Here is a 21388-nt window from a genome sequence, read left to right as displayed (position 1 = left end):
ACTCAGACGCCGAAGTACAGCTCGTACTCGAACGGGTGCGGACGCTGCGCGAGCGGGAGGATCTCGTTCTCACGCTTGTAGTCGATCCAGGTCTGGATGAGGTCCTCGGTGAAGACGTTGCCCTTCACGAGGAACTCGTGGTCCGCCTCGAGCGCGTCAAGGGCCTCGTCGAGCGAACCCGGGACCTGGGGGATGCCCTTGGCCTCCTCCGGGGGGAGCTCGTAGAGGTCCTTGTCGACCGGCTCGTGCGGCTCGATGCGGTTCTGGATGCCGTCGAGGCCCGCCATGAGCTGCGCCGCGAAGGCGAGGTACGGGTTGCCCGAGGCGTCCGGCGCGCGGAACTCGATGCGCTTGGCCTTCGGGTTCGTGCCGGTGATCGGGATGCGGATCGCGGCGGAGCGGTTACCGGCCGAGTAGACCAGGTTGACCGGGGCCTCGAAGCCCTTCACCAGACGGTGGTAGGAGTTGATCGACGGGTTGGTGAAGGCGAGCAGCGCCGAGGCGTGCTTGAGGATGCCGCCGATGTACCAGCGCGCCAGGTCGGACAGGCCGCCGTAGCCGTTCTCGTCGTAGAACAGCGGCTTGCCGTCGCTCCAGAGCGACTGGTGGGTGTGCATGCCCGAGCCGTTGTCGCCGAAGAGCGGCTTCGGCATGAACGTGGCGACCTTGCCCCACTGGTCCGCGGTGTTCTTGACGATGTACTTGAACTTCAGGATGTCGTCCGCGGCGTGGACCATCGTGTCGAACTTGTAGTTGATCTCCTGCTGGCCGCCGGTGCCCACCTCGTGGTGCGAGCGCTCGAGCTCGAAGCCCGCCTCGATCAGCTTCAAGGTGATGTCGTCGCGGAGGTCGGCGGTCTTGTCGACCGGCGACACGGGGAAGTAGCCGCCCTTGTACGGGGTCTTGTTGGCGAGGTTGCCGCCCTCTTCTTCGCGACCGGTGTTCCAGGCGCCCTCTTCGGAGTCGACCGAGTAGAAGGACTTGTTCTGGGTGACCGAGTAGCGGACGTCGTCGAAGATGTAGAACTCGGCCTCGGGGGCGAAGAACGCGGTGTCCGCGATGCCCGTCGACGCGAGGTACTTCTCCGCCTTCTTGGCGACCTGGCGCGGGTCGCGGCCGTAGATCTCGCCGTTCCGCGGGTTGTAGATGTCGAAGATCATGATCAGCGTGCGCTCGGCGCGGAACTGGTCGATGTACGCCGTCGTCACGTCAGGGATGAGCTGCATGTCGGACTCGTGGATCGACGCGAAGCCGCGGATCGAGGAGCCGTCGAAGAGCTGACCGACCGAGAAGAAGTCCTCGTCGACCGTGGAAGCCGGGATGTTGAAGTGCTGCTGAACGCCCGGCAGGTCGGTGAAGCGGATGTCGAGGAACTTGACGTCCGTGTCCTTGATGAAGGCCAGGACCTCGGAGGAATCGCTGAACATGTGTGTCGATCTCCTGGGGGTTGGGTGATGTGGAGGTGCCGCGGGTGCACCCTCCGACGAGGCTATTGACCCGGGGTTTCCCGGACGTGACTGGGTTGTTTCGGGCGTGTTACGTGGTGCGCGGTCGCCTACCCTGGGGACATGGCCCGCTCCAACCCGTCCCCGTCCGCCGCTGCTCCTGGTGCGGGGGACTGGCCCGGCAAGGTCCTCGGCCTGCCGGAGTCCGGCCCGCGGTCGATGAGCGGCTTCGGGCGTCGTCTCGGCGGCCTCGCGATCGACTGGGCGCTCGCGTCCGTGATCTCGCTGGTGATCGGCACCTACGGCGCGGCGGGCAACTTCGTGACCCTCGGGATCTTCGCCGTGTTGCAGGTGGTGTTCATCGCCCTGCTGTCCGGGTCGTTCGGGCACGTGTGTGTCGGACTCCGCGTGGTGCCCGTCCGCGGGGGATACGTCGGGGTGTGGCGGCCGGCGCTCCGCACGGTGCTGCTCTGCCTCGTCATCCCGGTCCTCATCCACGCGAAGGACGGTCGGCCGCTGCACGACGCCGCCGCCGGCACGGTGCTCGTCCGGCGCTGAGGCGAGCGCGGCGCGGTGCTGCGCGCCGCCCGGCGCCCGGTGCCGCAGTGTCCAACGTCCCGGACACTGTGCGAGGCTCCGGCGCTCGCACCGTGTCCGGAAGCCCGCACACTGGTGACCCGTCGCAGCGCGAGCGCAGCGCCAGCGCCGGTGCAGCGCCGGACGCACGAACGCCCCCGACCGGAGCGGTCGGGGGCGTTCGGGAAGCGCGGATCAGCGCGGGCGACCGGCACGGACCCGCGTGGGGTCGATGCCCTTCGGGATCGCGGACGCCGGGTTCTGGGTGAGGGAGTCGAGACGGTTGGCGACCGCCAGGACCTCGTTGCGGTTGAGCGACTTCTTGAACTTGTTCATCGCACGGGGCAGCTTGTGCAGCGTCACCGCGTCCGAGCCGTCACCAACGTGCACGACGTGCACGGGGACGTTCGGGACGATGCGCTGGACCTTGCGACGCTCTTCGTCCACCTGGCGGGTGAGGTTGCCGAGCTGACCCTCGGTGATGAGCACGACGCCGGGGGTCCCGACCGCACGGTAGACAGCAGCCTGCGAGCGACCGTGCACCGCGACCGGCATCTCGCTCGAGCGCCACTGGCGACGGAGCGAGTTCGTCAGCACGGCACCGACGGCACCGGGCTGGCCCTCGATCTGCGAGTAAGCGGCACGCTCCGCGAGACGACCGAGCACGATCAGGAAGAGCAGCACACCGAGCAGGACGCCCGCGACGATCCAGAGGACGACCGCGAGCCAGTTCTGTTCCGGCAGCAGGAGTGCGAGCAGCACGCCGAGGACGACCGGGACGAGGAACGCGGCGGCGAACCACCAGATCGACGTCGGGTCGGCCCGACGGGTCATCTGGAAGACCTGGAACATCTGCTTGAGACGCCCGGGCTCCTTCGCCTTCGTGTCGGTCGTAGTGCTGCGTGCCATGGACCCAGGATACGGCCTGACGGCCCTGCCGTGGACCGTCGATGATCCGGCTGTGGGCGAACGGAGTTCTCCACAGGTCGACACGACCGGACGGGAGGCTCGCCCCGCCTCCGTCAGGCTCCTCACCATGGACACGATCACCCTCCAGAGCCACTGGACCGGACCCGACACGGGTCCCTTCGCCACCTGGGTCGCCGACCGCGCCGCAGCCGACCAGACGCACTGCGTGCGCATCGACGCGGTCGGGCGCGATCCGGCTGGCCGCCTGGCCGTGCGCACTGAAGCGCTGCACGGTGCGCGCCTCCCGGATGCGCTCGACCGGATCGGCAGCCCGACCGTCGGGGTCGCGGTGACGCTCACGGTTCCGCTGCTGCTCCTCGCGGCGGACGCCCGGTCCGGGGCTGTGGTGCTCGGGGATGCCCGGGCGGACGACGTCCTCGTCGACGACGCCGGCGTGACGGTGCTGGCGGACCACCCGCCAGGTGCCGACCCGCCCGGCACCGACCTGCCCAGCACCGACCTGCCCAGCACCGACCTGCCCGGCGCTGACTCGCCCGGCACCGACCTGCCCGGCACCGACCTGCCCGTCATCGACCCGCCCGGCACCGACCTGCCCGCCACTGACTGGAACCGCACCGACGTGCCTGGACTCGCCCGTTCGCCGTCCGTCACCGGGCCGCCGCCCGGGGAGCGCCCATCCGGCGTCGGGCGTGCGGGTCGGGCCGCGGTGCCCGCGCGTACCTCGGAGTCGCCGGGGCCGACCGCACTGCTGCACGCCGTCCGTGCGGTGTGGGAGCGCGTCGACCCACGGGAACCGTGTCGAGCGGTCGTGGACACCGCCGTCGCCGAGGCGCTGGGCGGTGGCGTCGACGAGGTCCTCCGGCTGCTCGACGTCGTCCGGGCCACCGCGCCGCCGCGGCCCGTCCGCTGGGATCCGCCGCCCGACGACTTCCTCTTCGTGGACACCGTCGACGACGCTCCCGACGACACCGGCGTGGTGCGCTGGGTCCGACGGTTCGTCGAGCGCGGGCTGACGCTGCCTGGTGGTCGCACCGTTCCGGCGCGCCGAGTCGTCGTCGGAGGGGTGGTGGCCGGTCTCGCCGCGGCGGGCGTCATCACGCTCGGCGCACCGCCCTGACCTCGCGCCCGCCCGGGCGGCCCCGGAAACGCCAACGGCCCCGGCTCCCACGAGGGGAACCGGGGCCGTCGATCCGATCAGCGGGGCAGCTGGTCCGGACGAACCGCGGGTCAGTACCCGAGGTTCGGTCCGAAGTTGCCCTCTTCCAGACGGTTCTTCACCGCGACGAGGTAGCGGGAAGCGTCCGCGCCGTCGATGATCCGGTGGTCGTAGGACAGCGCCAGGTACACGAACGAACGGATCGCGATGGCTTCCTGGCCGTCGACCTTCACGACCGCCGGACGCTTCGTCACGATGCCCGTGCCGAGGATCGCCGACTGGGGCAGGAACACGACGGGGGTGTCGAACAGTGCGCCACGCGAACCGGTGTTGGTCAGCGTGAACGTGCCGCCGGCGAGCTCGTCGGGCTTGAGCTGGTTGTTGCGGGTGCGCTCGGCGAGGTCGGCGATCGACTTCGAGAACTGCGCGAGGTCGAGCGACGCCGCGTCCTTGATCACCGGGGTGAGCAGGCCGCGCTCGGTGTCGACGGCGATCGAGACGTTCTCGGTCTCCGGGTAGACGATCTCCTCGCCTTCCACGGTCGAGTTGATCTTCGGGTGCGCCTTGAGTGCCTCCGACGCCGCGAGGGCGAAGAACGGCATGAAGGAGAGCTTCGAGCCGGTCTTCTCGAGGAACTCGGCCTTGTGCGCGTCGCGGAACTGCGCGACCTTCGTGACGTCCACCTCGACGACGCTGGTGAGCTGCGCGGTCGACGTCATCGACTGCACGGCACGCTCGGCGACGACCTTGCGGAGGCGGGTCATCTTCTCGCGGGTGCCACGGAGCGGCGAGACCTCGGCGACGAACGGGCCGGACGCGGCCGGCGTGCCCTGGGCCGAGCCACCGGCTGCCGGAGCGGCCGTGACGGCGGCGAGCACGTCCTCCTTGCGGATGCGCCCACCGACACCGGTGCCGGTGACGGTCGACAGGTCCACGCCATGCTCGTTCGCGAGCTTGCGGACGAGCGGGGTGACGTAGCCGGAGGCGGCACCGGTCTGGGTCGGGTTCGGGACCTCGGCCGACGCGGTCGGAGCGCTGGAGACCGACGCGGCCGGGGCCGGGACGGCTGCCGGGGGAGCCGGGGCCGCTGCGGGCGGCGGGACCGGGGCGGCCTGCGGGACCGGCGCGGCGGCGGGCGGCGCTGCCGGGGCGGCGGGAGCCGCGGGCTGCGTCTGACCGGCGGGTGCCGGCTCGGCCTGTGCCGGCTGCGGGGCGGGGGTCTCGGACTCCTGCTCGGTGCTCGGTGCGGCTTCGGGCTCTTCGGCGTCGGCGGCGGCCTCGTTGGAGGAGTCGGCCGAGGCGTCACCGGAGTCCGCAGCTGCGGAGTCCCCGGAGTCCGACGAACCGGAGCCGTTGCCGTCGCCGATCTTCACCAGCGCGGTGCCGACCTCGACGGTCTCGTCTTCCTGGACGAGGATCTCCTCGACCACGCCGGCGATCGGCGACGGGATCTCGGTGTCGACCTTGTCGGTCGAGACCTCGAGCAGCGGCTCGTCGACCTCGACCCGGTCACCGACGTTCTTCAGCCATCGGGTCACCGTGCCCTCGGTGACGCTCTCGCCGAGCGCCGGGAGGTTGACGGATTCGCTCATCGGGTGGACTCCTCTTCGCAGGGGTTGTGCTTGGTTGATGATGTCTGGGTCACGGTGCGGCTGCTCACAGCGCGTGCAGCGGCTTGCCCGCGAGGTGGAGGAACGCTTCGCCGAGCGCTTCGTTCTGCGTCGGGTGCGCGTGGATCAGCGGCGCGACGTCCTCGGGGTGGGCTTCCCAGTTCACGGCGAGCTGGGCTTCACCGATGAGCTCGCCGACACGGGCACCGATCATGCTGACGCCGACGACCGGGCCGTCGATGACGCGGACGACCTTGATCGAGCCGGACGTGCCGATGATGTGGCTCTTGCCGTTGCCGGCGAGGTTGTACTCGTAGGAGTCCACCTTGTCGGCGCCGTACTCGGCTTCGGCCTTGGCCTGCGAGAGGCCGACCGAGGCGACCTCGGGGTCGGAGTACGTGATCTTCGGGATGTTCTTGTCCTCGATGATCACCGGGTTGAGACCGGCGATCTCCTCGGCGACGAAGATGCCCTGCTGGAAGCCGCGGTGCGCGAGCTGCAGGCCTGGGACGATGTCGCCGACGGCGTAGACGTTCGGGAGGTTCGTGGCGAGGCGCTCGTTCGTGATGACGAAGCCGCGGTCCATGGTGACGCCGACCTCGTCGAAGCCGACGTTCTGCGTGACCGGGCCACGACCGACGGCGACCAGCAGGACGTCGCCGTCGAAGGTCTTGCCGTCCTCGAGCGTCACGACGACGCCGTTCTCGTGCTGCTCGACGCCCTGGAAGCGCACGCCGAGCGAGAACTCGATGCCGCGCTTGCGGAAGGCGCGCTCGAGCTGCTTCGACATCGACTCGTCCTCGGCGGGGATGAGGTGCGGGAGCGCTTCGACGATGGTGACCTCGGCGCCGAAGGACTTCCAGACGCTGGCGAACTCGACGCCGATGACGCCGCCGCCGAGGATGACGACCTTGTTCGGGACGTAGTCCATGCGGAGCGCGGTCTCGGAGGTGATCACGCGGCCGCCGATCTCGAGGCCCGGGAGGGACTTCGAGTAGGAGCCGGTCGCGAGCACGACGTTCTTGCCGACGATGTTCTGGTCGCCGACCTGCACGGTGTTCTGCGAGGTGAGGCGGCCCCAGCCCTCGACCACGGTGATGCCGCGGGCCTTGATGAGACCCTGGAGGCCCTTGTACTTGGAGTTGATGACGCCCTGCTGGTACTCGATGACCTTCGGGACCTCGACGCCGGCGAACTCGGCGATGACGCCGTACTTCTCGGCGTCGCGGGTGCCGTCGGCGATCTCGGCAGCGTGGAGGAGTGCCTTCGTCGGGATGCAGCCGCGGTGCAGGCAGGTCCCTCCGAGCTTGTCGCCCTCGATGAGCGCGACGCTCATCCCGAGCTCGGCCGCCCGCAGCGCTGCGGCGTACCCGCCGCTACCGCCACCGAGGACCACGACGTCGTAAGTCTGTTCCGTCACCTGGTGCAACTCCCTCGTGCATGTCGGGGCCGATCGGGCCCGCACTTGGACACCACCGACGCGGCGTCCGACGGTCGGACCGCATGGTTCCGGTCCCGTCCCGTTCGTTCCGGCGGGTGGCGCTGGAAAGGCCGCCCCGCCGGAACCAAACCTACTACTTGGACTGGAGCTCTTCTGCGAGCGCGATGAGTGTCCGGACCATGACGCCGGTGGCGCCCTTGCCGAGCCACCCGTAGCCGCCGCCCTTGTTCTCCGACGGGCCCGCGATGTCGAGGTGCGCCCACGGGATGCCCTCGCCCACGAAGCGCTGGAGGAACTTGCCCGCGAGGAGCATGCCGCCGGCGGGGTTGCCGACCGTGGCGTTCACCATGTCGGCGACCTCGCTGGCGAGTCGGGCGTCGAGTTCCTCGGGGAGCGGCATCGGCCAGATCGGCTCGGCGACGGACTCGGCGACGGCGCGGAGCTGCGCGACGAGGTCGTCGGTGCCCATCAGGCCGGTGGTGCGGTCGCCGAGGGCGACGACCTGCGCGCCGGTGAGGGTCGCGATGTCGACGACGGCGTCGGGCTGCTCGAGCGAGGCGGCGACGAGGCCGTCCCCGAGGACGAGGCGGCCCTCGGCGTCGGTGTTCGTGACCTCGACGGTCTTGCCGTTCTTCAGCGTGAGGACGTCGCCGGGGCGCGTGGCCGAACCGGACGGCATGTTCTCGGCGAGGCAGAGCCACGCGGTGACCTTGACGTCGAGTCCGAGCCGGGCGGCGGCGACGGTCGCGGCGAGGACGGTGGCGGCGCCGGTCATGTCGGTCTTCATGCCGAGCATCGAACCGGCGGGCTTCAGCGAGAGGCCGCCCGAGTCGAACGTGATGCCCTTGCCGACGAGCGCGAGGTGCTTCGACGCGGACTCCGGCGCGTACCGGACGACGACGAGCCGCGGCGGGCGGACCGACCCGACACCGACGCCGAGGATGCCGCCGAAGCCCTGCTCCTCGAGCGCGGTCTCGTCGAGGACCTCGACGGTGAGGGGGAGCCCCTCGGTGAAGCCGGACGCGACCTCGGCGACGTCGGACGGGCCGAGGTCGCCCGCGGCGGTGTTCACCAGGTCGCGGACGAGCGCGGTGGCGTCGGCGACGGCAGCCGGCCGAGCCGTGACGTCGGCGCCGGACGCGCCGGCGACGGCGGCGGACGGCGCGAGGACGGTGATCGTCTGCTCGCCGCGGGTCGGGCCGGTGGTGCCGGCGCCCTTGTGCCGGGTGAAGGCGTACGCACCGAGCGCAGCGCCCTCGAGCGCGGCGTCGACGAGCGCGGCGGAGTCGGTCGGCAGTGCGAGCACGATCGACGCGGCCTGGGGGAGCTGCCGGACGGCGCTGCCGGCGGCGGAGCGCACGGCGGCGACGTCGGACGACGAAGCCGCAGAAGACGACGAAGAAGAAGACGACGACGTCGCCGACCCGAGCCCGATCAGGGCGATGCTCGACGCCGACACGTCGGTCGCGGGGAGCCGGACGAGCTGGTCCTTCGCACCGGTCACGCCGATGGCGGCGAGGTCGAGTCCCTCGAGCGCGGTGACGGCACCGGTCGCGCCGGCGACCACGGTCGCGGGGGCGTCGCCGGCACCCGGCCGGACACCGAGCACGAGCACGTCGGCGGAGATCGAGGAGGGGGATGAACTGTCGGTGGAGAGCGTCGGTCGGACCATGCTCCAACCCTATCCACGCGGTGTTCGCTGTCGGCGTGGGCTGCGCGGCAGGTGTGGGAGAACCGCCCGCCTAGCATGGTGACGGTGAACCACCCCGAGGAGCTCTACACGTTCGACGAGTCCGCCCCGACGGTGCCGGCCGGCCTGCACCTGGTCGCCGGGCTGACCGGGTTCGCGGACGCGGGCTCCGCGGTGGCGCAGGTCACGACCTCGATCCTCGAGCGGCTCGAGACCCGTCTCGTCGCCGAGTTCGACCCCGACGTCCTGTTGGACTGGCGCGCCCGCCGCCCGGTGATCACCTTCGAGCACGACCACATCACGGACATCGAGCCGCCGCGCCTCGCGCTGCACCTGGTCCGCGACGAGATCGGTCAGCCCTTCCTCTTCCTCTCCGGGTACGAGCCGGACTTCCAGTGGAACCGCTTCGTCCGCGCCGTCACCGACCTCGCGGCGCAGCTGCAGGTCGTCGACACCACGTGGGTGCAGTCGATCCCGATGCCCGTCCCGCACACCCGCCCGATCAGCCTGACCGTGTCGGGGACCCGCGCGGACCTCGTCGAGTCGATGAGCGTCTGGAAGCCGGAGACCCAGGCGCCCGCGAACGTGCTGCACCTGGTCGAGCACCGGCTCAGCGAGCTCGACCAGCAGGTCACGGGCCTGGTGCTCCTCGTCCCGCACTACCTCTCCGACACCGAGTTCCCGGACGCCGCGGTCGCCGCGCTCTCCGGCATCTCCGCGTCCACCGGCCTGATCTTCCCGACCGATGCACTCCGTGAAGAGGGGCGCGAGTTCATCGCCCGCGTCGACGAGCAGGTGGCGGGCAACGGCGAGCTGCAGCGGCTGGTGTCCGCGCTCGAGGAGCGCCACGACACCTACATGGAGGGCAACCCGATCGCGTCGCCGCTCACGGGGGTGGACGGCGAGGTGCCGACCGCCGACGCGATCGCCGACGAACTCGAGCGCTTCCTGGCGGACCGACGCGTCGACGGCGACGCAACCGACGACTGAGACCGGACCGCGTCCGGTCCGCAACGGACGTCGCGGACACGCACCGGACCTCCAGACCGGACTGGAGGCTGTGCACACGACCGCGCGCACCTCGCGTTCTCCACAGCCCGTCCTGGCGGCGGGGCCGCGCCGATAGCCTTTCCGGGTGAACTCCCGCCGTGCCTTCGTCGTGTGGGGCGTCGCGGTCCTCGCGTACGTCCTGGCGGTCGTGCAGCGGTCCTCGCTCGGCGTCTCCGGTGTCGACGCGCAGGACCGCTTCGCGGTCTCCGCCGCCGTCCTGTCCACCCTCGCGGTCGTGCAGATCGCCGTCTACGCGGGCCTGCAGATCCCCGTCGGCATCGCCCTCGACCGGATCGGCCCGCGCCGGCTCGTGCTGCTCGGCGCGCTCCTGCTGACCGTCGGACAGGCCGTCGTCGCGGTGTCACCGACGATCGGACCTGCCATCGTCGGACGCATCCTCGTCGGGGCGGGCGACGCGATGACGTTCATCTCGGTGATCCGGCTGCTGCCGATGTGGTTCAGCGGGCGGATCCTGCCGCAGATCTCGCAGTGGACCGGCAACCTCGGCCAGATCGGCCAGATCGCCTCGGCGTTCCCGTTCGCCCTGCTGCTGCACACCGCCGGCTGGTCGGTCGCGTACTCGGTCGCCGCCGGTGCGAGTGCCGTCGGTCTCGCCCTGGCGTTCGTGTTCGTCCGGAACGGTCCGGTGCCGGTGCGCACGGACACCATCCCGCTGCCGCTCCCGCACACGTGGTCGGGCGCGTTCCACACCTTCGGGCACGCGCTCCGGCGTCCGGGGACGCAGCTCGGCTTCTGGTCGCACTACGTCACGCAGTCCTCCGGCACCGTGTTCAGCCTGCTCTGGGGTGTGCCGATGCTCCGCGGGCTCGGCTACTCCGCGACCGAAGCGGCGGGCTTCCTCACCGTGATCGTCGTCGTGGGCTTCGTCGCCGGGCCGCTCCTCGGGATCCTCTGCGCCCGGTTCCCGCTCCGCCGGTCGAACCTGGTGCTCGGCGTCGTCGTGCTGCTCGGCGTGGTGTGGACGGCGGTGCTGCTCTGGCCGGACCACCCGCCGACCTGGCTGCTCGTGCTGCTCGTCGTCGCGATGGGCATCGGCGGTCCGGGCTCGCTGATCGGGTTCGACTTCGCCCGCTCCTTCAACCCGATGGGGTCGCTGGGGTCCGCGAACGGCGTCGTGAACGTCGGCGGGTTCCTCGCGGCATTCGTGATGATGTACTGCATCGGCGTCCTGCTCGACGTCGTCTCGCGGGCGACGGGCGACACGGTCTTCGCGTGGTCGAACTTCCGGATCGCCCTCACCGTGCAGTACCTCGTCATCGGGTTCGGCGTGGCGATGCTCCTGCACGCGCGCCGCCGGACCCGTGCCCTGATGCAGGTGCAGGACGGAATACGGGTGGCCCCGCTCTGGGTTGCACTCGTTGCACGCCTACGGAAGCAGAGCGTGCAATAATGAGAGCCGGACCCGTTCGGGTTCCCCGTGTTCAGGTGCTCCTCAAGTGCGCCGGATTCAGTGGGGGACTTGACATGGGTCCTAGTGCTGCCCGGACAACGAGGACCAGCGACGCGGGGGAACTGCGGCGCGGGCCCTGGGCGGCGAGGGAAGGCCACGACCCCAGGAACGTGGCACGACGAGAGAGGTGATCGCATGGCTGCCCGGAGCACGACGATCGATCCCACGAAGGACAACGCCGACCAGGTGACGGAGGCTGACGCCACCGAGACCGACGGCACGGCTGCGCCGAAGAAGCGCGCCACCAAGACCCCCGCCAAGAAGGCGGCCCCGAAGAAGGCGGCAGCGAAGAAGCCGGCGACCAAGAAGGCCGCGGCGGACGACGACGCCGACGAAGAGACCGTCGAGCCGGTCGACGTCGACGCGACGGACGACACCGACGACGACGCCGAGGAGAAGCCGGCGACGGCTGCTGCCGAAGCGGCCAACGCGGTCGCCGCGGGCGCGCTCGTCATCTCGCAGTCGGACGACGACGAAGCACCGGTCTACTCGACCACCATCACGGGTGCGACGGCCGACCCCGTCAAGGACTACCTGAAGCAGATCGGCAAGGTCGCGCTGCTCAACGCCGAGCAGGAAGTCGAGCTCGCGATGCGCATCGAGGCCGGCCTGTTCGCCGAGGACAAGCTGCAGCACTCGACCGGCCTCTCGAAGCCCGAAGAGCGTGAGCTCCGCTGGGTCGCTCGTGACGGTCAGCGCGCGAAGTCGCACCTCCTCGGTGCGAACCTCCGCCTGGTGGTGTCGCTCGCCAAGCGCTACACGGGCCGCGGGATGCAGTTCCTCGACCTCATCCAGGAAGGCAACCTGGGCCTGATCCGTGCGGTCGAGAAGTTCGACTACACCAAGGGCTTCAAGTTCTCGACCTACGCGACCTGGTGGATCCGTCAGGCCATCACCCGCGCCATGGCCGACCAGGCCCGCACCATCCGCATCCCGGTGCACATGGTCGAGGTCATCAACAAGCTCGCTCGTGTCCAGCGGCAGATGCTGCAGGACCTCGGTCGCGAACCCACTCCGGAAGAGCTCGCCCGCGAGCTCGACATGACCCCGGAGAAGGTCGTCGAGGTGCAGAAGTACGGCCGAGAGCCGATCTCGCTGCACACCCCGCTCGGTGAAGACGGCGACTCCGAGTTCGGTGACCTCATCGAGGACACCGAAGCGGTCGTCCCGGCCGACGCGGTGGGCTTCACGATGCTGCAGAAGCAGCTCGAGAGCCTGCTCGACTCCCTGTCTGAGCGTGAAGCGGGCGTGATCCGCATGCGCTTCGGCCTCGGTGACGGTCAGCCGAAGACGCTCGACCAGATCGGTGACACGTTCGGCGTGACGCGTGAGCGCATCCGTCAGATCGAGTCCAAGACGATGGCGAAGCTCCGCCACCCGTCGCGGTCGCAGTCGCTGCGCGACTACCTCGAGTAGGCCGCCGCGGTGCGCTTCTTCATCCCGATCCTCATCGGGCGGATCCTCCGTGCCCTCGCTCGCGCGCGGGGCGGCGGGTCCGCCTACCCGGGCTACATCGTCCTGAAGCTCGTGCCGGACTTCCTCCAGCACGTGACGAAGCAGTTCCCGAACGGCGTCGTGTTCGTGCTCGGCTCGAACGGCAAGTCCACGACGACGCACATGATCTCCGAGATCGTCCGTGCGCACGGGCTCCGGGTCTTCACGAACCCCTCCGGCGCGAACCTGCCGCAGGGCATCGCGTCGGCGCTGCTGTCCGAGGTCTCGCTCGGCGGCCGGCTCAAGGCGGACATCGGCATCCTCGAGGTCGACGAGGCCTTCGCCGTCGAGCTCGCGGGCATCCTGTCGCCCTCCACGGTGACGATGCTCAACGTGCAGGTCGACCAGCTCTACCGGTTCTTCGAGACCGAGCGCGTCGCGGCCATGATGCTCGACACGGCGGCACTGTCCACCGCGAACGTCATCACGAACCACGACGACCAGTTCCTCGACGCCTACGTCGGTGTCGACGGGCAGCGCGTGCTCCGCTTCGGTGCGAGCGCCGAGATCGTCGCGGCCGCCCCGAACGGCCTGCAGAACGCGGACGACTTCGGTCGGGCCGCCGGTTCGGAGACGGCTGCGGACTCCGTGGTCATCGAGAACCGCGGCGATGCCGCCACCATCGCCTTCGACGGCGCGGACATCCCGGTGCGCCTGCCCGCCCGTGGGCTGCACTACGCGGTCGACGCCGCAGCGGCCACGGCGACGGCCAGCGCCGCGCTCGGGGCCCAGTTCCGTGCGTCCTCCGTGACCGCCGCGTTCGCGAAGATGAAGCCGGCGTACGGCCGCGGTGAGCGGCTGCCCATCGCCGGTGAGTCCGCCGAGTTCACGATGTTCAAGAACGCCGCGAGCCTCCAGCTCAACCTCGACGCGCTGCCGGACCACCCCGAACAGGTGCTCATGGCGATCGACGAGGGCACGCCGGACATCTCGTGGATCTACGACATCGACTTCTCCAAGCTCGACCACGTGGACGTCGTCTCCGGGGACAAGGCCTGGCAGATCGCGATCGCCCTCGAGCACGCCGGCGTCCGGATCGGCCGTGTGGAGCCCGACGTCGAAGCCGCGATCAAGCACATGCAGGGCCTCGGTGCGACCACCAGTGGGACGAAGAACTTCATCGTCAACTACGAGATCATGATGATCGCCCGGAAGGCCCTCGGCCACCCGGACCTGGAGAAGACCGCATGACGGCAGAACGCCTGAGGATCCTGCACGTCTACCCGCGGCAGATGGGTGTCTCGGGGGACCGCGGCAACGTGGTGGCCCTGACGCGCCGCGCGAACGCCGCCGACATCCCCACCGAGGTGCTCGAGTACGCCCCCGGCGATGAGCTCCCCACCGCCGCGGACGTCGTCGTGGTGGGCAACGGCCCGCTCAGCGCGATGCGGTCCCTCGGTGCCGACGTGGCCCGGATCGCCGCACCCCTCCGGTCGTTCGCGGCCGACGGCGTCCCGATCGTGGCCGTCGGTGGCGGGTTCGACCTCGCGACGACCGAGATCGTCCCGACCGACGGTGCGCCGCTCGCCGGCTTCGGCGTGTTCGACGCCCGAGCCGTCCGCGGAGCCGAGCGCCGGGTGAACTACTTCGTCCTCGAGACGCGGTACCCGCTGCTCCCCGGCGCGTCCAAGCGGCTCGCGGGCTTCGAGGACCACGCCACGAAGATCGAGCTCGGCGCCGGGGTGACCCCGTTCGCGGACGTCGTCTCGGGTGGCGGCAACCAGGCCGGTTCCGCGGTCGAGGGTGCGATCAGCGGGACCTCGTTCGGCACCCACACCCAGGGGCCGCTCCTGCCGCTGAACCCCGCGCTCACCGACGCGGTCCTCGCGGCCGCGACGGCACGCCTCGGCCGCGAGTACGCGCCGGACCCGGAGCGCACGGCGTCGATCGACCGGTACGCGCGCGAAGCGCGAGCCACCGTCGACCGCTACGTCGACAAGGCGTTCAAGCGCATCGCCTGAGCGCGACCACACGAACGAACGACGGGAGGCACGGTGCCAGCTGGCACCGTGCCTCCCGTTCGTTCTGGGTTGCGTCGCGTCGCGTCGGGCGCGACTACTTCGACTCGTAGAGTCGGCTGCTCTCGTCGTGCCACTCGATGGCGGTGGCGGCGAGCTTGTCCTTGAACTCCGCGCCGTGGTGGGCACAGAAGAACAGTTCACCGCTCGCCATGGTCGCTCGGATGTACGCCTGCGCGCCGCAGCTGTCGCAACGGTCAGCAGCGGTGAGCTGGTGGCTGCCGAGTTCGTCGATGGAGAGGTCCTGCACGGTCTGGGTCATTGCTGTGCTCCTCACGGATCGCAGGTGGTGCGGGTCGGCCCATCCGCACGGGGTGCGGTCGGGTCCACCCATTTCAACACGTGCTGCCTGAATACGTCGCATTGTGGGACCCCCATTTCGCTGAGCGCGGATCGGCGGCCCCCAGTGCGAGTGTCAGCGCGGGGAGTGTCGGTGGTGCTCGGTATTCTCGGGAGGTGAGCTCCGACTACTCCGCACGCCATCTCTCCGTCCTCGAAGGACTCGAGGCCGTTCGGAAGCGTCCCGGCATGTACATCGGCTCGACGGACTCCCGCGGCCTCATGCACTGCCTGTGGGAGATCATCGACAACTCCGTCGACGAAGCCCTCGCCGGCCACGGTGACGAGATCGGCGTGCGGCTGTTCCCGGACGGCTCCGTCCAGGTCACCGACACCGCGCGTGGCATCCCGGTCGACGTGGAACCGAAGACCGGCCTCACCGGGGTCGAGGTCGTGTTCACCAAGCTGCACGCCGGCGGCAAGTTCGGCTCGGGGTCGTACGCGGCCTCCGGTGGTCTGCACGGCGTCGGCGCCTCGGTCGTGAACGCGCTGTCGGAGCGCCTCGACGTCGAGGTCGACCGCGGCGGCAAGACCTACGCGATGTCCTTCCACCGCGGCGAACCCGGCACCTTCGACGACGCGAAGGGCATCGGCCCGGACGCGCCGTTCAGCCCGTTCACCTCGGGCAGCGAGCTCCGTGTCGTGGGCAAGGTCAAGAAGGGTGTCACCGGGTCTCGGATCCGCTACTGGGCCGACCGGCAGATCTTCACGAAGGACGCTGCCTTCAGCATGTCCGACCTGGTCAACCGGGCGCGCCAGACCGCGTTCCTGGTCCCCGGGCTCGGCCTGACCATCACCGACGAGCGTCCGGCCGCGATCGAAGCGGCAGCCGCCCGGGCCGAAGCCACCGGCACCGCGGTCGACACCGGTCCGGTCATCGAACGCTTCCGGTACGAAGGCGGGATCGGCGAGTTCGTCGAGCACCTCGCCCCGGACACCGCGCTGACCGACGTCTGGCGCATCCAGGGCACCGGGACCTTCACCGAGACCGTGCCGATGCTCGACGACAAGGGCCACATGGTGTCCACCGACGTCGAGCGCTCGTGCGAGGTGGACCTGGCGCTCCGCTGGGGTGGCGGCTACGAGACCGTGTTCCGCAGCTTCGTGAACATCATCGCGACGCCGAAGGGCGGCACGCACCAGGCCGGCTTCGAGAGCGGCGTGATGAAGGCCGTCCGCACCCAGGTGGAAGCGAACGCGCGCAAGCTCAAGGTCGGCCAGGACAAGCTCGACAAGGACGACGTCCTCGCCGGCATGACCGCCGTGCTGACGGTCCGGCTGCCCGAGCCGCAGTTCGAAGGCCAGACGAAGGAAGTGCTCGGCACCCCGGCGGTCCGGAAGATCGTCGACCAGGTCGTGTCCAAGCGCCTGACCGAGATCCTCACCTCGACGCAGCGCACCGAGAAGGCCCAGGCGGCGGCCCTGCTCGAGAAGGTCGTCTCCGAGATGAAGTCCCGGATCTCGGCCCGGGCCCACAAGGAGACCCAGCGCCGGAAGAACGCGCTGGAGAACTCCTCGTTGCCGACGAAGCTCGCGGACTGCCGCTCGAACGACGTCGAGGGCACGGAGCTCTTCATCGTCGAGGGGGACTCTGCGCTCGGCACCGCCAAGCTCGCCCGCAACAGCGAGTACCAGGCGCTGCTGCCGATCCGCGGCAAGATCCTGAACGTGCAGAAGGCCTCGGTCTCCGACATGCTCAGCAACGCCGAGTGCGCGTCGATCATCCAGGTCATCGGTGCCGGCTCGGGTCGCACGTTCGAACTCGACCAGGCTCGCTACGGCAAGGTCATCATCATGTCCGACGCCGACGTCGACGGCGCCCACATCCGGACGCTGCTCCTGACCCTGTTCTTCCGGTACATGCGCCCGATGATCGAGCAGGGTCGGGTCTTCGCCGCCGTGCCGCCGCTGCACCGGGTCGTCGTGGTGAACCGCGGCAAGCCGAACGACACGATCTACACCTACTCCGAGCAGGAACTGCAGACGCTCCTGAAGAAGCTCGAGAAGTCCGGCAAGAAGTACCAGGAGCCGATCCAGCGGTACAAGGGCCTCGGCGAGATGGACGCGGACCAGCTGGCGGAGACCACGATGGACCGTGCGCACCGCACACTGCGCCGGGTGAACGTCAACGACGCCGAGGGTGCCGCGAAGGTCTTCGAGCTGCTCATGGGCAACGACGTGGCCCCGCGCAAGGAGTTCATCCTGGCCGGCGACGGCCTGGACCGCGACCGCATCGACGTCTGACGCGCAGCGCCCGGCGGGCGGGCGTGCGCGCGAAGTGGTGGCGGAAAGCGACAGTGGTCGGCCGGAGACCGGCCGACCACTGTCGCTTTCGCGCACCAGAAGCGCGGCGCGGCGCGCGCCGCAGCGCGCAGCGCGCAGCGCGCAGCGCGCAGCGCGCAGCGCGCAGCGCGCAGCGCCGCGCCTACGCCTCGCCGCGCGTCCCGTCGAGCGCCGCGGCGCTGCCGCCGATCGACGCGATGACCGCCTCGAGCGGACTGCCCGAGCCGTCCCGCTTCGACAGCCAGTCGGGCAGGGTCCGTGCGGCCCCGTCGGCCCCGACTGCGTGCGGCGGCGCGATGCCCGCCCACGCCACGGTGAGCCCGTCCTCGCCCTTGAGGAACGCGTGCGCCCGGACACCCTGGGTGGCACGGCCCTTCGCCGGGTACTCCGACAACGAGGACACCTTCGCGCGCCCCGTGTCGGTCCCCGGCAGCGCCGAGGAGGACGCGGACACGGTGGCGACGACGGCGTCCTCGGAGGGGGCGACCGCGCCGAACCAGATCACTGACGCGCCGGCAGCCAGTGCGACACCGGCGACGCCACCGGCGGGGAGCCCCTGCGCGCGGACGGCCGACGCCGGGAACCGCAGCAGCTGCGCGTTCGAGGTGATGAACACGAGGTCGTCCGTCTCCGGCGACTGCGTCGCGCCGACGACCGAGTCGCCCGGCTTCAGGCCGATCGCGACGAAGTCCGGCTTGTCCGGCCAGGCTCCGGGGACGACCCGCTTCACGACGCCCTGCGCCGTGCCGATCGCGACCGAGAGATCCGAAGCGGCACTCAGGTCCACGATCGCGACCACGGACTCCGACCGGGGGATGCCGATGTAGTCGTTGATCCGGACGCCGGCGTCGAGCCGGACCGCGGCGGGCGGCACGGCGGGGACGTCGACGGGGGAGAACCGCACGATGCGCCCCGTGGAGGTCAGGGCACCGACCTGTCCGCGGACGGTGCTGATCACGGAGCCGAGGACGGCGTCGTGCTTGGAGCGCTTGGGCACCCGGACGACGTCGAGCTCGGACGACGGGATGTCGACGCGGATGATCCGCCCGGTGGTGGAGAGCAGCACGCGGCACGGTGCGTCCGCGACCTGCAGGTCCTCGGGGTTCACGACGGCCTTCTTGCCGCCGCGGACCGGTGCGTCGGCCTCGGTCAGCAGGGTGCGGCGCGGCGTGGCGAACTTGTCCGACACCTCGGTGAGCTCGAGCGCGACCTGGGCGCGGAGCCGTTCGTCGGACGCCAGCAGCTCTTCGAGGGCGGCGATGTCGGCGAGGAGCTGGTCACGCTCGCCCTCGAGTTCGAGGCGGGAGAACTTCGTCAGGCGACGGAGCCGCAGTTCGAGGATGTACTCGGCCTGCACCTCGGACAGGTCGAAGACGTCCTGCAGGCGGGAGCGTGCGGCTTCGGAGTCGTCCGAGGAACGGATGACCTCGATGACCTCGTCGATGTCGAGGATCGCGACGAGCAGGCCCTCGACGAGGTGCAGGCGCTCACGGCGACGTGCCAGCCGGTACTCGGAGCGGCGGGTGACCACCGCGAGCCGGTGCTGCACGTAGACGTCGAGCAGCTCACGCAGCCCGAGGGTCTTCGGCGACCCGCCCACGAGCGCGACGTTGTTGATCCCGAAGCCCTCTTCGAGCGGCGTGTGCTTGTACAGCTGCTCGAGCACGGCGGTGGCGTTGAAGCCGGACTTGATGCCGATCACGAGCCGCAGCCCGTGGTTCCGGTCGGTGAGGTCGTTGACGTCCGAGATGCCGACGAGCTTCTTGGACTGGACGCCGTCCTTGATCTTCTCGATCACCCGTTCCGGGCCGACGAGGTAGGGGAGCTCGGTGACGACGAGCCCGGTCTTCCGGGGCGTCAGGTTCTCGACGGAGACCTTCGACCGGGTGCGGAACGTGCCGCGGCCGGTGGCGTACGCGTCGCGCACGCCGGAGAGCCCGACGATCGTGCCGCCGGACGGCAGGTCCGGCCCCGGCACGTACTCCATCAGCTCTTCGAGGGTGGCTCGGGGGTTCATCAGCAGGTGCTTCGCCGCCTCGACCACCTCACCGAGGTTGTGCGGCGCCATGTTCGTCGCCATGCCGACCGCGATGCCCGACGCCCCGTTCACCAGGAGGTTCGGGAACGCCGCCGGCAGCACGCCCGGCTGCATGATCTGGTTGTCGTAGTTCGGGACGAAGTCGACGACGTCCTCGCCGAGCCCCTCGGTCATCGCCATCGACGGCTCGGCCAGGCGCGCCTCGGTGTACCGGGCGGCGGCGGGGCCGTCGTCGAGCGAGCCGAAGTTGCCGTGGCCGTCGACCAGCGGGACGCGCATCGTGAACGGCTGCGCCATCCGGACGAGGGCGTCGTAGATCGCACCGTCACCGTGCGGGTGCAGCTTGCCCATCACCTCACCGGTGACACGGGCACTCTTGACGTGGCCGCGATCGGGCCGGAGGCCCATCTCGGACATCTGGTACAGGATGCGGCGCTGCACCGGCTTGAGGCCGTCCCGCGCGTCCGGGAGCGCGCGCGAGTAGATGACGGAGTACGCGTACTCGAGGAAGGAGCCCTGCATCTCCTCGGAGACGTCGACGTCCTCGATGCGCTCACCGTCGGGCAGGCCGACTGCGTCCGTGCGTGCCATGGCACCTTCCTGCAGGCCCAGAACGATCCGGCCCAGCGTGATCTGGGAGACTTCTGGGGATGGCAACCAGCGTACCGACCACCCCCGACGACACCGCGAACCTCGCCGACGTGCTCCCGAGTTGCCTCGTCGCGCTCGGCGCCGCGGACGACGCGTGGGTGCGATCACACGGCCTGGAGGCACGGATCGCCCTCCGTCCCGCACGTTCCGTCGTCGTCGTCCTGGTCGACGGCCTCGGTGCGGGCTCCCTCGCAGCGCGCGCCGGGCACGCGCGGTTCCTGGCGGCCTCCCGGAAGCGCCTGCGCAGCGGGTTCCCCACGACGACGGCAGCGGCGCTCTCCACCCTGACGACCGGCCGCTCGCCCGGGACGCACGGCGTGGTCGGGTACAGCGGCTGGAACCCGGACACGGGCACGGTGATGAACCTGCTCGGCGGGTGGGACTCCGAGGTCCCGGCCGGGTGGCTCCTCGCGCCGACGCTGTTCACCGAGGCCGCCGCGCTCGGCATCGACCCCGTGGTGGTGGGCCCGGCCCGCTACCGCACGTCGGGCATGACCGCGAACGTCCTCGGCGGCGCTCGGTACGTCTCCGCCGACGCGATCGCCGAGCGCGTCGACGCGGCCCTGGCGGAGACCGCCACCGGTCGCTCGCTCGTGTACCTCTACGTCCCGGAGCTCGACTCGATCGGGCACAAGTCCGGGTGGCAGTCCGAGAAGTGGACCGGGGCGCTCGAACTCCTCGACGGCGAACTGGCCCGGCTCGACGCACGCGTGGCGCCGGACGTCGGGGTGCTGGTCACGGCCGACCACGGGATGCTCGACGTCCCGCCCGAGGCGAACATCGCGATCGACCCGGACCTGCTGGCCGACGTCGTCGGGGTCGCGGGGGACCCGCGCTGCCGCCAGCTGAGCGTCGCGCCGGGGACCGACGTCCCCGCGCTGGTCGAGGCGTGGCGCACGCGGTACGGCAAGCGGGCGTACGTCGCCAGCCGCGACGAAGCGGTCGCGGCCGGGTGGTTCGGCACGGTGTCCGACGCGGTGCTGCCCCGGATCGGGGACGTCGTCGTCGTGGCGCGGGGCTCGTGGGCGTTCAACGACGACCGGGAGCTCGACCCGCGCAAGGACCCGAAGCGGATGGTCGGGCAGCACGGTGCCCTCACCGACGACGAGGTGGGCGTGCCACTGCGGCTCGCCGGCGCCTTCGCCAACTGAACCACCCCGGTCACGCGAGGTGCGTGACCGGGGTGGTTCGAGCCT

General features: G+C 70.5%; 16 protein-coding genes. 9 read left to right on the top strand and 7 right to left on the bottom strand.

Annotated elements, in window-relative coordinates; all coding sequences use genetic code 11:
* Positions 1–2 precede the first annotated feature (2 nt).
* On the bottom strand, positions 3–1427 hold the full coding sequence (gene glnA, locus EDF27_RS12240; protein WP_123653248.1) for a type I glutamate--ammonia ligase: 1425 nt from the start codon (positions 1425–1427) through the stop codon (positions 3–5).
* A 141-nt stretch (positions 1428–1568) separates the two neighbouring features.
* Between glnA and EDF27_RS12235 the strand changes: the two genes are divergently transcribed.
* Entirely contained in the window at positions 1569–2003 is a 435-nt protein-coding gene (locus EDF27_RS12235; protein WP_123653249.1) for an RDD family protein, read from the top strand.
* Between the two features lie 213 nt (positions 2004–2216).
* Here the strand turns inward: EDF27_RS12235 and EDF27_RS12230 are convergent, their stop codons facing one another.
* Positions 2217–2930: a DUF4191 family protein gene (locus EDF27_RS12230; RefSeq protein ID WP_123703857.1), complete on the bottom strand. Its 714-nt coding sequence runs from the start codon at positions 2928–2930 to the stop codon at positions 2217–2219.
* Between the two features lie 127 nt (positions 2931–3057).
* On the opposite strand from EDF27_RS12230, the gene EDF27_RS12225 reads away from it, so the two are divergent.
* Complete coding sequence (locus tag EDF27_RS12225; RefSeq protein ID WP_132049050.1) at positions 3058–4068, top strand: hypothetical protein; 1011 nt, start codon at positions 3058–3060, stop codon at positions 4066–4068.
* Positions 4069–4178: 110 nt separating this feature from the next.
* Here EDF27_RS12225 and sucB read toward each other — a convergent pair whose 3' ends face one another.
* From sucB to EDF27_RS12210, 3 genes are all read right to left on the bottom strand, one after another.
* Complete coding sequence (gene sucB, locus EDF27_RS12220; protein ID WP_132049048.1) at positions 4179–5699, bottom strand: 2-oxoglutarate dehydrogenase, E2 component, dihydrolipoamide succinyltransferase; 1521 nt, start codon at positions 5697–5699, stop codon at positions 4179–4181.
* A gap of 64 nt (positions 5700–5763) precedes the next feature.
* Positions 5764–7137 (bottom strand): dihydrolipoyl dehydrogenase, encoded by a 1374-nt coding sequence (gene lpdA, locus EDF27_RS12215; protein WP_123653253.1) that lies wholly within the window; start codon positions 7135–7137, stop codon positions 5764–5766.
* Positions 7138–7291: 154 nt separating this feature from the next.
* Positions 7292–8830: a leucyl aminopeptidase gene (locus tag EDF27_RS12210; protein WP_132049046.1), complete on the bottom strand. Its 1539-nt coding sequence runs from the start codon at positions 8828–8830 to the stop codon at positions 7292–7294.
* Positions 8831–8905: 75 nt separating this feature from the next.
* On the opposite strand from EDF27_RS12210, the gene EDF27_RS12205 reads away from it, so the two are divergent.
* The 5 genes from EDF27_RS12205 to EDF27_RS12185 all read left to right on the top strand — a co-directional run bounded on the left by EDF27_RS12205 (position 8906) and on the right by EDF27_RS12185 (position 14824).
* Positions 8906–9838 carry a PAC2 family protein gene (locus tag EDF27_RS12205; RefSeq protein WP_123653255.1) on the top strand — a complete coding sequence of 311 codons (933 nt, stop codon included), beginning with the start codon at positions 8906–8908 and terminating at the stop codon, positions 9836–9838.
* A 145-nt stretch (positions 9839–9983) separates the two neighbouring features.
* A complete protein-coding gene (locus EDF27_RS12200) occupies positions 9984–11309 on the top strand; it encodes an MFS transporter (RefSeq protein ID WP_132049044.1) in 1326 nt (441 codons plus the stop codon).
* Positions 11310–11504: 195 nt separating this feature from the next.
* The gene (locus EDF27_RS12195; RefSeq protein WP_123703847.1) at positions 11505–12785 is read left to right on the top strand and encodes an RNA polymerase sigma factor; all 1281 of its coding nucleotides are present in this window, start codon (positions 11505–11507) and stop codon (positions 12783–12785) included.
* Between the two features lie 9 nt (positions 12786–12794).
* Positions 12795–14054: a MurT ligase domain-containing protein gene (locus tag EDF27_RS12190; protein WP_123653258.1), complete on the top strand. Its 1260-nt coding sequence runs from the start codon at positions 12795–12797 to the stop codon at positions 14052–14054.
* Positions 14051–14824 carry a hypothetical protein gene (locus tag EDF27_RS12185; RefSeq protein ID WP_132049042.1) on the top strand — a complete coding sequence of 258 codons (774 nt, stop codon included), beginning with the start codon at positions 14051–14053 and terminating at the stop codon, positions 14822–14824. Before EDF27_RS12190 ends, EDF27_RS12185 begins: the two co-directional genes overlap by 4 nt.
* 94 nt (positions 14825–14918) lie before the next feature.
* Here the strand turns inward: EDF27_RS12185 and EDF27_RS12180 are convergent, their stop codons facing one another.
* On the bottom strand, positions 14919–15143 hold the full coding sequence (locus EDF27_RS12180) for a hypothetical protein (protein ID WP_123653260.1): 225 nt from the start codon (positions 15141–15143) through the stop codon (positions 14919–14921).
* Positions 15144–15337: 194 nt separating this feature from the next.
* On the opposite strand from EDF27_RS12180, the gene EDF27_RS12175 reads away from it, so the two are divergent.
* On the top strand, positions 15338–17464 hold the full coding sequence (locus tag EDF27_RS12175) for a DNA topoisomerase IV subunit B (protein WP_132049040.1): 2127 nt from the start codon (positions 15338–15340) through the stop codon (positions 17462–17464).
* Positions 17465–17645: 181 nt separating this feature from the next.
* Here EDF27_RS12175 and EDF27_RS12170 read toward each other — a convergent pair whose 3' ends face one another.
* Positions 17646–20132, bottom strand: coding sequence for a DNA topoisomerase IV subunit A (locus EDF27_RS12170; protein WP_132049038.1), 2487 nt, complete (start codon positions 20130–20132; stop codon positions 17646–17648).
* A gap of 59 nt (positions 20133–20191) precedes the next feature.
* Between EDF27_RS12170 and EDF27_RS12165 the strand changes: the two genes are divergently transcribed.
* Positions 20192–21343, top strand: a complete 1152-nt coding sequence (locus EDF27_RS12165; RefSeq protein ID WP_132049036.1) for a nucleotide pyrophosphatase/phosphodiesterase family protein — start codon at positions 20192–20194, stop codon at positions 21341–21343.
* Positions 21344–21388 lie beyond the last annotated feature (45 nt).

This window comes from Curtobacterium sp. PhB136 (genome assembly GCF_004346855.1).
Taxonomy (GTDB): Bacteria; Actinomycetota; Actinomycetes; order Actinomycetales; family Microbacteriaceae; genus Curtobacterium.
The sequence above is the reverse complement of the archived record's forward strand: the minus strand, read 5'-3'. Positions and strand labels throughout refer to the sequence as shown.